This is a genomic window from Pseudomonas sivasensis, from assembly GCF_052938085.1.
Genome location: NZ_CP176442.1, coordinates 1,238,463 through 1,250,632, shown reverse-complemented (window position 1 = coordinate 1,250,632; position 12,170 = coordinate 1,238,463). Strand labels below are relative to the sequence as shown.

At 59.2% G+C, this 12,170-nt stretch carries 11 protein-coding genes; 4 read left to right on the top strand and 7 right to left on the bottom strand.

What is annotated here, in order from left to right:
• Window position 1: 1 nt before the first annotated feature.
• The 7 genes from ACKZ62_RS05900 to ACKZ62_RS05870 all read right to left on the bottom strand — a co-directional run bounded on the left by ACKZ62_RS05900 (window position 2) and on the right by ACKZ62_RS05870 (window position 7,646).
• On the bottom strand, window positions 2–847 hold the full coding sequence (locus ACKZ62_RS05900) for a carbohydrate ABC transporter permease (RefSeq protein ID WP_442116822.1): 846 nt from the start codon (window positions 845–847) through the stop codon (window positions 2–4).
• Entirely contained in the window at window positions 840–1,748 is a 909-nt protein-coding gene (locus ACKZ62_RS05895) for a carbohydrate ABC transporter permease (RefSeq protein ID WP_003175732.1), read from the bottom strand. The genes ACKZ62_RS05900 and ACKZ62_RS05895 overlap by 8 nt, the downstream gene beginning before the upstream one ends.
• An 80-nt stretch (window positions 1,749–1,828) precedes the next feature.
• A complete protein-coding gene (locus ACKZ62_RS05890) occupies window positions 1,829–3,115 on the bottom strand; it encodes an ABC transporter substrate-binding protein (protein ID WP_032891000.1) in 1,287 nt (428 codons plus the stop codon).
• A gap of 104 nt (window positions 3,116–3,219) precedes the next feature.
• Entirely contained in the window at window positions 3,220–4,479 is a 1,260-nt protein-coding gene (locus tag ACKZ62_RS05885; RefSeq protein WP_286819041.1) for a D-mannose isomerase, read from the bottom strand.
• Window positions 4,480–4,729: 250 nt separating this feature from the next.
• A complete protein-coding gene (locus ACKZ62_RS05880) occupies window positions 4,730–5,575 on the bottom strand; it encodes an ATPase (RefSeq protein WP_032890998.1) in 846 nt (281 codons plus the stop codon).
• 126 nt (window positions 5,576–5,701) lie between these two features.
• Window positions 5,702–6,700, bottom strand: coding sequence for an NAD-dependent epimerase/dehydratase family protein (locus ACKZ62_RS05875; protein WP_032890997.1), 999 nt, complete (start codon window positions 6,698–6,700; stop codon window positions 5,702–5,704).
• 52 nt (window positions 6,701–6,752) lie between these two features.
• Window positions 6,753–7,646, bottom strand: coding sequence for a LysR family transcriptional regulator ArgP (locus ACKZ62_RS05870; RefSeq protein ID WP_032890995.1), 894 nt, complete (start codon window positions 7,644–7,646; stop codon window positions 6,753–6,755).
• A 97-nt stretch (window positions 7,647–7,743) separates the two neighbouring features.
• On the opposite strand from ACKZ62_RS05870, the gene ACKZ62_RS05865 reads away from it, so the two are divergent.
• The 4 genes from ACKZ62_RS05865 to ACKZ62_RS05850 all read left to right on the top strand — a co-directional run bounded on the left by ACKZ62_RS05865 (window position 7,744) and on the right by ACKZ62_RS05850 (window position 12,092).
• Window positions 7,744–8,145 (top strand): ACT domain-containing protein, encoded by a 402-nt coding sequence (locus tag ACKZ62_RS05865; RefSeq protein ID WP_032890994.1) that lies wholly within the window; start codon window positions 7,744–7,746, stop codon window positions 8,143–8,145.
• A 5-nt stretch (window positions 8,146–8,150) separates the two neighbouring features.
• Entirely contained in the window at window positions 8,151–8,753 is a 603-nt protein-coding gene (locus ACKZ62_RS05860) for a LysE/ArgO family amino acid transporter (RefSeq protein WP_032890993.1), read from the top strand.
• Window positions 8,754–8,930: 177 nt separating this feature from the next.
• Window positions 8,931–9,527: a superoxide dismutase gene (locus ACKZ62_RS05855; protein WP_032862548.1), complete on the top strand. Its 597-nt coding sequence runs from the start codon at window positions 8,931–8,933 to the stop codon at window positions 9,525–9,527.
• Between the two features lie 513 nt (window positions 9,528–10,040).
• Window positions 10,041–12,092, top strand: coding sequence for a putative bifunctional diguanylate cyclase/phosphodiesterase (locus ACKZ62_RS05850; RefSeq protein ID WP_032890992.1), 2,052 nt, complete (start codon window positions 10,041–10,043; stop codon window positions 12,090–12,092).
• Window positions 12,093–12,170 lie beyond the last annotated feature (78 nt).

The following is a 12,170-nucleotide window of genomic DNA, read 5'->3' as shown; positions in this document are numbered from 1 at the left end:
ATTACCCCTTGACCGCGCCGGCCGTCAGGCCGCGCACGAAATACTTGCCTGCGATCACATAGACCAGCAGGGTCGGCAGCCCGGCGATCATCGCCGCCGCCATATCCACGTTATATTCCTTGGCCCCGGTGCTCGTGTTGACCAGGTTGTTCAGCGCCACCGTGATGGGCTGGGAGTCGCCACTGGAGAACACCACGCCGAACAGGAAGTCGTTCCAGATCTGAGTGAACTGCCAGATCAGGCAGACCATGATGATCGGCGTCGACATCGGCAGAATGATCTGACGGAAGATGGTGAAGAATCCTGCACCGTCCAGGCGCGCAGCCTTGATCAGCGCATCCGGAATGCTCACGTAGTAGTTACGGAAGAACAGCGTGGTGAACGCCAGGCCGTAGACCACATGGATGAACACCAAGCCTGTGGTGGTGCTGGCCAGGCCCATCTTGCCGAGGGTGAACGACGCGGGCAGCAGCACGGTCTGGAACGGCAGGAAGCAGCCGAACAACAGCAGACCGAAGAACAGCTGCGAGCCACGGAAGCGCCAGAACGACAGCACATAACCGTTCAATGCGCCGATGGCGGTGGAAATGAGTACAGCCGGAACGGTGATCTTGATCGAGTTCCAGAAGTAACCATCGACGGTGTCCCAGGCCTTGACCCAGCCGATGCCGGTGACCACGGTGGGCCAGCTCAGCAGGTTGCCGTTGGTGATGTCTTCCGGGGTCTTGAAGCTGGTGAGCAGCATCACCACCAGCGGCACCAAGTACAGCAGCACGGCGAGGATCAGCACTGCGTAAATCGCGATGCGGCTCAGGCTGATGGGCGGTTTAGAGGCGAGACTAGTCATTACGTTTGGTCCTCAGCTCGGAGTAGAGGTAAGGCACGATGATCGCGAGGATCGCACCGAGCATCAGGATTGCACTCGCCGACCCCATGCCCATCTGGCCACGGCTGAAGGTGAACGAATACATGAACATCGCCGGCAGGTCGGACGAGTAGCCCGGACCTCCCGCGGTCATCGCCGCCACCAGGTCGAAGCTCTTGATGGCAATGTGCGCCAGGATCATCACTGCACTGAAGAACACTGGACGCAGGCTCGGCAGCACCACGCTCCAGTAGATGCGCGGCAGGCTCGCGCCGTCGATCTGCGCGGCGCGGATGATCGATTGATCAACGCCACGCAAACCGGCGAGGAACATCGCCATGATGAATCCGGAGGCTTGCCACACAGCAGCGATTACCAGGCAATAGACCACACGATCCGGGTCGATCAGCCAATCGAGACGGAAGCCTTCCCAGCCCCAGTCACGCAGGAGTTTGTCCAGGCCCATGCCCGGGTTGAGCAGCCATTTCCAGGCGGTACCGGTGACGATCATCGAGAGCGCCATCGGGTACAGGTAAATGGTGCGAATGAAGCCTTCGCGGCGGATTTTCTGGTCAAGGAAAATCGCCAGCGTCACGCCGATCACCAAGGTGATGCCGATAAACATGCCGCCAAACAGCGCCAGGTTCTTGCTCGCCACCCACCAGCGATCGTTGTCGAATAAACGCTCGTACTGCGCCAGACCCGCCCATTTGTAGCTTGGCAGGAACGTGGATGTGGTGAACGACAGCACAAACGTCCACAGGATGTAGCCGTAGAAGCCCACCAAGACGATGAACATGCTGGGCGCCAGCACCAGTTTGGGTAGCCAGCGCTGCAGTGCATCGAACGGCGAGGCTTTGCTGAACACAGCAACAGAACTCATGGGGAAATCCAATACAGGGAAAAAGGACTACAGGAACAGGCCTTGTGAGGGGTTAGGGGTCCCCCTCACAAGGTCAGCTTTTACTTGGCTGACTTGATCGCAGCGCCGAGTTTCTTGGCGGTGTCGGCCGGGTCTGCTTTCGGGTCGTTGATGAAGTTGGTCACGACATCAAAGAACGCGCCTTGCACGGCCAGTGTGGTGGCCATGTTGTGCGCCATGCTTGGCTGCAGGCCGCCAGACTTGGCGTCTGCCAGGAAGTCTTTGGCAGCGGTCTGGGCGCAGGAGTCGAAGCCGAGTTTGTCCATTTCATTGAGCATGTCAGTACGAACAGGGATCGAACCCTTGTTGATGCTGAACACTTTCTGGAAGTTTTCACCCAGCACGACTTTGGCGATGTCCTGCTGACCGGCAGCGGTGCCTTTGTCTTTCTGCTTGAACACCGCCAGGGAGTCGATGTTGTAAGTGAAGGCTTTGTCGGTGCCCGGGAAGGCTACGCACTCGTAGTCTTTACCGGCGACTTTCTTGGCGGCAGTCCATTCGGACTTGGCCCAGTCACCCATGATCTGCATACCGGCCTTGCCGTTGATGACTTTGCCGGCTTCGAGGTTCCAGTCCTGGCCTTTGCCATCGACGTCCATGTAGGTCGCGACTTTCTTAAGCTCGGTGAGGGACTTGACCATTTCCGGGCCGGTCAGCGCGGCGTTATCCAGGTCAACCAGGGCTTTCTTGTAGCCATCGGCACCCATCACCGAGAGCACGACCGCTTCGAACACGGTGCTGTCCTGCCAAGGCTGGCCACCGTGGGCGAGCGGAATAAAGCCCGCAGCCTTGAGCTTGTCGCCGGCTGCGTAGAATTCTTCGAGGGTGGTTGGGTTCTTGGTGATACCGGCTTTCTTGAAGACTTCCGGGTTGATCCACAGCCAGTTCACACGGTGAATGTTGACCGGCACGGCGACGTAGTCACCGTCGTACTTCACAGTGTCGGAGACTTTCTTGTCGAGCAGGGAGTCCCATTTTTCTTCTTTGGCGACGTCTTTGAGCACGTCAGTGTCGAGCAGGCCAGTGGACGCCCATTCCTGGATATCGGGGCCTTTGATCTGGGCAACGCCGGGAGGGTTACCGGCGACCGCGCGGCTTTTGAGCACGGTCATGGCAGTGGCGCCACCGCCGCCTGCAACGGCACCGTCTTTCCAGGTGAAGCCGTCTTTCTCGACTTGGGCCTTCAGGACATCTACAGCCGCTTTTTCGCCACCCGAGGTCCACCAATGCACAACTTCAACCGTACCTTTGGAGTCGGCGGCAAATGCACTGAGGGGAAACAACGAGGCAACGGAAATAGCTACGGCGAGGCGATTAATCGCGTTCATCTGAATACCTTTTCTTGTTGTTATGCATGCAAGTCTAGAGCTTGCGCTGCACGGAGTTTAAACATGGTTTTTTCGAGCGCGGGTAACAAAGGGACGCACAAATGTCACCAGTTGGTGACATAGCGCCCAGCGCTTAATGCGCTGGTCATGCTCGGTGCCAAGGGCAGTGCAGGCAGCACCACCGCTTGCCAGGCATGGTACAGGTCCGGCTTGCCACCCCAGATAGTGCTGCTGGGCTGGTTATGCGGGTTGAGTTCGTGGTGCCAACTGCCGTGGATGCGGTCGATAAAGTGGGTTTCGCAGAACTCCCAGAAGCGCCGATACCAGGTTTCGTAATGCAGTTCGCCAGTGCGTTTAAGCAAGGCTTGGGCTGCGGCGCAGGCTTCGGCGTGGGTCCAATGCAAGCGTTCGCGCACCACCGGCTGGTGATTCCAGTCCAGGGTGTAAACGATGCCGGGGGCGCCATCCACGGCCCAGGCGTATTCGCAGGCGCTGGCGAACAAGCCTTTGGCGTCGCTCACCAACCAATCCGGCGTGGCCAGCCCCGCTTGAAGACGGGCGGCCTCCAGGTGCAGCACCAGCCGCGCCCATTCAAAACCGTGGCCTGGGGTGATGCCGTAGGGGCGGAAGCCGTCGGCGCGGTTGTCTTCGTTGTAGTTCAGCAAAGGGCGCCAGTGCGGGTCGAAATGCTCGATGACCATAAACTGGTTACCGGCGGCGTGGGTGTGGATCACGCGCTCGACTATACGCAGTGCACGGTCCAGCCAGCGGGTATCGCCCGTCACATCAGCCAAGGCAAGGAAGGCTTCGGTCGCGTGCATATTGCTGTTGGCGCCGCGATAGGCTTCGACGCCACTCCAATCCTGAGCAAAGGATTCGAGCATAACGCCCTCCTCTTCGCTCCAGAAAAACTGGTCGATGATGTGGGTCGCATCATTGAGCAGGTTTTGCGCACCAGGCGCGCCCGCCACCACGGCAGAACTGGCTGCCAGGGCGACGAAAGCATGCAGGTAGGCGGCCTTGCCGGTATTGCCATCGAAGGCCTGAGGCGTGGCGAACCAACCGCCGTGTTTGCTATCACGCAAAGGGCCACTGAGGGCCGCAACACCGTGCTCAACCAATTCGGCATAGCCCGGCAAGCCCATGGCATGGGCCATGGCGAAGCTGTGGGTCATGCGTGCGGTATTCATGGTTTCGGCGTGGGCATTGGCTGGCAGTTGGCCTTTTTCGTCGAGGTTGCCAAAACCTTCAGGCAGACGCGAGGCCTTGGCGAATGCCAGCAAGCGCTGCCCTTCGGCGGCGAGCCAAGCGTGATGGGCAGGTGCGTTCAGCCAACTGCTGGCAGGCAGTCGTTGCGTAGTCATGGGTGGCCCTTATTATTTTTTGTGGGGTGACCGGAGTCTAAACAAGGGCGAGATGAGGGCAAGTAACGAAGGGGAAGGTAAATGTCACCAAGCAGTGACAATGTTATAGGTGAGCATTATTCCACCCTAAACATCCAATCCAAATGTAAGAGGGGGCTTGCTCCCGATAGCAGAGTGTCGGTCGTTACATCTATTGACTGATCCACCGCCATCGGGACCAACCCCCCTCCCACATTAGGGCCGGTTTTGGTCATTGACCCAGAGGGGTGATCTTCGCCGGTGCGTTGAGCTGTTGTTGCAGGTTCTGCACCTGGCTTTGCAGGGTAGTGATATTGCGGGTGGTCTGGATGCGGAACACATCGAACTCTTTATTGGTCGGCGCATCGTTATTGGCCGGCTGGTTGTCCTGCGCACTTTTGAGCACAACCAAATCCTGCTCAAGACGGGCGATGGCGGCGCTTGGGTTGCCTTGTTTTTTCAGCGCGGCAACGTCGGCGACCAACTCCTTTATCTCACCGTCGCGCTTGCCTGCATCACCTTGCGCAGCCTTGAGGCTGGCTACGGCGTCGGTCAGGGCCTGCACCTGACCTTGCAGCTTGGCATTGGCGCTCGACAGCTCGTTGGTGCTGGACGTCATTTGTGCGAGACGCTTGTCCAGTTCGGTGGCCTGGCCGGCAACGCCGAGTTGCTGCTTGCCCTGCTCTAGCAGTTGGCTTTCCAACTGCTTGATCTGCAGTTTCAATGCTTCGCTGCCGTTGTTCACGCTGGCTTCGCTGGCTACCACTTTGCCGGAGATATCCTGCAGGCGCCCCGCCGCTTCTTCGCTGATCCGCGCAAAACTTTCCTGGGTGGCAACCAACTGCTGGCCCATCAGGGATATCTGCTGGAAGCTCCACCAGGCCAGGCCGGCAAAGGCGATCAGCAGCGCGCCGATCAATGCCCACAGCGGGCCGGTGCTGGCGCCCTTGACCTTGACGACCGGCACGTTGCGCGAACGCACCGAGGTGGCCGGGGAAGGTTCGAAATCATCGTCATCCCCATGATCGGCCCGCAGGCTGGGAACGTTGTCGAAATCGTCTTTAGCATCGTTACGCATGAATCAACCCTGAATCGGTGAGTTAGCTGGCTGGTGGCCGAGCGACGGGAGTATAAACCCCAGCCCCGTCGCACTGATCGACCCGGAACCCTGAATTCGGTTCCCGATGTGTTGCCTGGTGTGACCTTATTTGAGCCCCGGATCCTGCGCCTTCCACCAACTGCAGAACTCGTCTAGGGCGGTCCACAGGCTGACCTTCGGCTCGTAATCCAAATAATGCCTGGCGCGGCTGATGTCGAGGGTGAAATCTTTGTTCATCACCTGCATGCCCAGACGCGTCAACGCCGGCTCCGGGCGCCCGGGCCACAGTGCGCAGACTGCCTCGTTCAGCGCCGCCACGCTGTAGGACAAGCCGTAGGACCGATACCGGGTGACCTGGGGCAGTTCCATTTGGCGCATCACGTAGTTCACCACATCCCACACCGGCACTGGCGCGCCGTTGCTGATGTTGTAGGCCCGCCCCAACGCCGAACCGGGAGCCAGCAAACTGCTGAGCAGGGCTTCGTTGAGGTTATGGATACTTGTGAAGTCGACCTTGTTCAGGCCGTCGCCGACGATCGCCAGGCGCTTCTTGCGCTGCATTTTCAGCAAGCGCGGGAAAATGCTCATGTCCCCGGCACCAGTAACGAAACGCGGGCGCAGGGCGAGCACTTCAAGGCCGAACTCCTGGGCACCGAAAACCTTTTGTTCCGCCAGGTATTTAGTCGCAGCGTAGGGATGTTTGAAGCGTTTTGGCACTTGTTCTTCAGTCAGGCCCAGATGATCGCGGCCATCAAAATAAATCGAAGGCGACGACAGGTGCACCAGGCGCCCAACCCGCTGTTTAAGGCAGGCTTCAACGACGTTTTCGGTGACCAGCACGTTGCCCTGGTGAAAGTCCTGGTAACGCCCCCACAGTCCCACCGCACCCGCGCAGTGCACCACGGCTTCGACATCGCGGCACAGGTCGCGCACCAGGTCGGCGTCGTTCAGATCACCCTGGATAAACTCGGCGCCGCGCCGTACCAGGTGTTCCACACCCTCGGCGCGCCGCCCGTTGACCCGCACGTCCAGGCCCTGCTCCAGGGCGAAACGCGCAAAGCGCCCGCCGATGAAGCCGCTTGCGCCGGTGACCAGAATCTTCATGTATTACCCCGTGTTCTTTCGTTTTTCATCGCTGTTGCCTTGACGACCGCTCTCAGTCCAACGGCACCAACCATTGGCCACATGCGTGGGCCAAGTGATCGGTCAGCAGGCCCAACAACTGCCCGCCACTGCGCCAATGATGCCAGTACAACGGCACATCGATGGGCTTATCTGGCAATAACTCCACCAGCACACCCTTTTCCAGCTGGTCGCGCACCTGCAGTTCAGGCACCAATCCCCAGCCAAGCCCGGATTCCGCCAGGCGGATAAAGCCTTCGGACGATGGGCATAAATGGTGTTCGAAACCACCGTCCACGCCGAGGGATGCCAGGTAGCGGTGCTGTAGGAAGTCGTCCGGACCAAACACCAGCGCTGGTGTGCGGGCCAGTTGATCGGCGCGTACTCCCTGTGGAAAGTGACGGGCAATAAAGGCCGGGCTGGCGAGGGCCCGATAGCGCATGGCGCCCAACAACAGACTGCGGGCGCCGGCCACCGGACGTTCGCTGGCGCAGATACACGCAGCCACTTCACCGGCGCGCATGCGTTTGAGACCAACGGTCTGGTCTTCCACAATCAGATCCAGCAGCAAATGCTGTTCGGCGCAGAAGTCACTGACGGCCTCAGCCCACCACGTGGCAAGGCTGTCGGCATTGAGGGCGATGCGCAGGCGTTCGGGCATGCCTTCTTCGTCCAGCGCGGGCACCTGGCTTTGCAGATCGCGCTCCAGCAAGCGCACCTGCTGCACATGGTTAAGCAGACGTCGGCCAATATCGGTCGGCGTCGGCGGTGAGGCGCGCACCAGCACCGGCTGGCCGATGCGCGCTTCCAATAATTTGATGCGCTGGGAAATCGCCGATTGCGACAGCCCCAGCACTTGGGCGCCTCGTTCAAAGCCAGCCTGTTCCACCACCGCCGCCAGGGCGGAAAGCAATTTATAGTCGAACATCAGTTTCTCTAATGAGCGATCAGCAGTATTGGTTTTTCTTATACAGGTAAGCCCGTGAGAATGACCAGCATTGCTTACCTCTATCAAGGAATCTCACATGGCTGGCGAAACCGCCCTGGCAACCCTGTTGCGCAGTATGAGCCCTCACCTCAATGACGGTGATTACGTGTTCTGCACCCTGCCCGATCACAACATCCCGGCAGGATGCGAAGTGATCGGCAGCTTCCGTGAACAGGAAGGCCTGACGCTGATCCTGGAACGCCAGCAAGCCGAACACGCTGGGTTGGCCTTCGATTACGTAGCCGCCTGGATCACCCTGAATGTGCATTCAGCCCTGGAAGCCGTTGGCCTGACGGCCGCCTTCGCCAGTGCGCTGGGCAAGGCTGGGATCAGTTGTAACGTGATTGCCGGCTACTACCACGACCATCTATTTGTCGGCCGGGCCGATGCAGAACGCGCGATGCATGTGTTGCGGCAACTGGCCACGGACTCGGAGTAAACCCTATGTGGCAAAGCTATCTGAATGGGCTGTTGGTGGCGCTGGGCCTGATCATGGCCATCGGTACGCAGAACGCTTTTGTATTGGCGCAAAGCCTGCGCCGTGAACATCACCTGCCAGTGGCGGCGTTGTGCGTGGTGTGTGATGCGCTACTGGTGGCGGCCGGGGTGTTCGGCCTGGCCACGGTCCTTGCGCAGAACCCGCTGCTGTTGGCAGTTGCCCGCTGGGGCGGCGCGGCCTTCCTGTTGTGGTACGGCACCCTGGCACTGCGTCGGGCGTTCTCGACACAGAGCCTGGAACAAGGCGGCAACCTCAAAGTGCGCTCGTTGCGCGCGGTGATGCTCAGTGCCTTGGCGGTGACACTACTCAACCCCCACGTTTACTTGGACACGGTGCTGCTGATCGGCTCACTCGGCGCGCAACAGACCGAACCTGGCGCCTACGTAGCAGGGGCCGCAAGTGCATCATTCCTGTGGTTTGCCACCCTGGCACTCGGCGCCGCGTGGCTGGCCCCCTGGCTCGCACGCCCGGCCACATGGCGGCTGCTGGACTTGGTGGTGGCAGTGATGATGTTCAGCGTGGCTTACCAATTAATAAGCGCGCCATGAACTTATTCCAAAAGGCTCTGGAACCTCTATCCCACACAGTTGTTGCGTGGTTTTGCCGCACCCCCGGTGCTATGATCCTGCCCCTGCGCCGCAAAGAGTACAAACTCCCCGGCGCTTGTTTGGCCGCCCGTGATCGGCCTTGCGCTCACCGCAACTGACCTGATTAGGAGAATCATCATGGCTTTCGAATTGCCGCCGCTGCCCTACGCACACGATGCCCTGCAGCCGCACATCTCCAAGGAAACCTTGGAGTTCCACCACGACAAGCACCACAACACCTACGTCGTGAACCTGAACAACCTGGTGCCTGGCACCGAGTTCGAAGGCAAGACTCTGGAAGAGATCGTCAAATCTTCTTCGGGCGGCATCTTCAACAACGCCGCTCAGGTCTGGAACCACACTTTCTACTGGAACTGCCTGGCGCCAAACGCCGGCGGCCAACCAACCGGCGCTCTGGCTGAAGCCATCAACACTGCGTTCGGTTCGTTCGACAAGTTCAAGGAAGAGTTCACCAAGACGTCCGTCGGCACCTTCGGTTCCGGTTGGGGCTGGCTGGTGAAAAAGGCTGACGGTTCCCTGGCCCTGGCCAGCACCATCGGCGCCGGCAACCCGCTGACCAGCGGCGACACCCCGCTGCTGACCTGCGACGTTTGGGAACACGCCTACTACATCGACTACCGCAACGTACGTCCAAAGTATGTGGAAGCGTTCTGGAACCTGGTCAACTGGAAGTTCGTGGCTGAGCAGTTCGAAGGCAAGACCTTCACTGCCTAAGCAACCCTTGCAGTAGAAAGAGCCCGGCGATTGCCGGGCTTTTTTGTGGGCGTCGACTCTGGACCGACCGGGAAGTGCGGAACTCAATAAGCGGAATACGCCACCCAACCGGTGAGAGGAATACACCTCTCACTCAATGTCGGAGAATCAGTGATGAATCCAATGTCGATGATCGGCGGCGCAGCCTCCGCGCTCTTGCCTGTCCTGGGTAAAGCGGCGGAAATAGGGATGGATGTGGTTAAGGACATATTGGGCGCCAAGGCCCCTCAGTTAGGGGCGGATCAACTGCCACCAGCCCCGCCAAAGATTGAGTTTTAATCCGCCACCCGCTGACGCCCCTTCGCACTCGCACGCGTAACAAATAACGGCGGATCAAATCCGCCGTTTTCCTGCCCCCTGCCCGAACAAAACATCCATCCCGTTCTCACTGCAATGTTCCTTTGACTGCCATCACCAGATTGCCAATACTCATGGCATATTGAAGGCCACCCGCATGAGACAAGGAATGCCCCTTTGAAGCTGGAACTCAAAAACAGCTTGTCGGTGAAGTTGCTACGGGTTGTGCTGCTGTCGGCATTGATCGTGGGCGTTGCGCTGAGCGTGGCGCAGATCGTTTTCGATGCCTACAAGACGCGCCAGGCCGTGGCCGAAGATGCCCAGCGCATCCTCGACATGTTCCGCGACCCCTCGACCCAGGCTGTCTACAGCCTGGACCGCGAGATGGGTATGCAGGTGATTGAAGGTCTGTTTCAGGACGATGCCGTGCGCATGGCCTCCATCGGCCATCCCAACGAAACCATGCTCGCGGAAAAAAGCCGCGCTTTGCAGCATTCCTCCAGCCGCTGGTTGACCGACCTGATTCTGGGACAGGAGCGCACGTTCACCACCGCATTGGTCGGCAAAGGCCCCTACAGCGAGTACTACGGCGACCTGAGCATCACCCTCGACACCGCCACCTATGGCAAAGGCTTTATTGTCAGCTCAGTGATCATCTTTATTTCCGGGGTATTACGCGCATTGGCCATGGGCCTGGTGTTGTACTTGGTGTATCACTGGCTGCTGACCAAGCCGCTGTCGCGGATTATCGGGCACCTGACGTCGATCAACCCGGACCGCCCCAGCGAACACAAGATCCCGCAGCTCAAGGGCCATGAACGCAACGAATTAGGGTTGTGGATCAATACCGCCAATCAGTTACTCGAATCTATCGAACGTAATACCCATCTGCGCCACGAAGCAGAAAGCAGCCTGCTGCGCATGGCCCAGTATGATTTCCTGACCGGCCTGCCGAATCGCCAGAAACTGCAGGAGCAGCTGGACAAGATCCTGATCGACGCCGGCCGCCGTCAGCGCCGCGTGGCGGTGTTGTGCGTGGGGCTGGATGATTTTAAAAGCGTGAACGAGCAGTTCACCTACCAGGCCGGCGATAAATTGCTACTCGCCCTGGCCGACCGTCTGCGGGCCCACAGCGGCCGCCTCGGCGCGCTCGCCCGCTTGGGGGGTGACCAGTTCGCCCTGGTACAGGCCGATATCGAACAGCCTTATGAAGCCGCCGAACTGGCGCAAAGTATCCTCGACGATCTGGAAGGGGAATTCGCCCTCGACCACGAACAGATTCGCCTGCGGGCCACCATCGGCATCACCCTGTTCCCGGAAGACGGCGACAGCACCGAGAAGCTGCTGCAAAAAGCCGAACAGACCATGACCCTGGCCAAGAGCCGTTCGCGCAACCGCTATCAGTTTTATATCGCCAGCGTCGACAGCGAGATGCGCCGTCGCCGTGAGTTGGAGAAAGACCTGCGGGAAGCCCTGGGACGCGACCAGTTTCACCTGGTGTACCAACCGCAGATCAGCTATCGCGACCAGCATGTGGTCGGTGTGGAAGCGCTCATCCGCTGGCAACATCCAGAACACGGCTTGGTGCCGCCGGACCTGTTTATCCCGCTGGCCGAACAGAACGGCACCATTATTGCGATCGGCGAATGGGTGTTGGACCAGGCTTGCCGGCAATTGCGCGAATGGCATGACCAGGGCTTCATCGACCTGCGCATGGCGGTCAACCTGTCCACCGTGCAGTTGCACCACGCCGAATTGCCGCGGGTGGTCAATAACCTGATGCAGATTTACCGTTTACCGCCGCGCAGCCTGGAGTTGGAAGTTACCGAAACCGGGCTGATGGAAGACATCAGCACCGCCGCCCAACACCTGCTGAGCCTGCGCCGCTCCGGGGCGTTGATCGCCATCGATGACTTTGGCACCGGCTATTCATCGCTCAGCTATCTCAAGAGCCTGCCGCTGGACAAGATCAAGATCGACAAAAGCTTCGTCCAAGACCTGCTGGACGACGACGACGATGCCACCATCGTGCGGGCGATTATCCAACTGGGCAAAAGCCTGGGCATGCAGGTCATCGCTGAAGGCGTGGAAACCGCCGAGCAAGAGGCCTACATCATCTCTGAGGGCTGTCATGAAGGTCAGGGCTACTACTACAGCAAACCCTTGCAGGCCCGGGAGCTGGCAGTTTTTCTGAAGCAGGCTGAGCGTAATAACGCAGCCATTCTCTGACGTGGCAAAACGATACTGAATATTTCCCGCGTTTAACCCTTTACACAAAATGCAAATCTTTCGCATTATGTTGCAGTT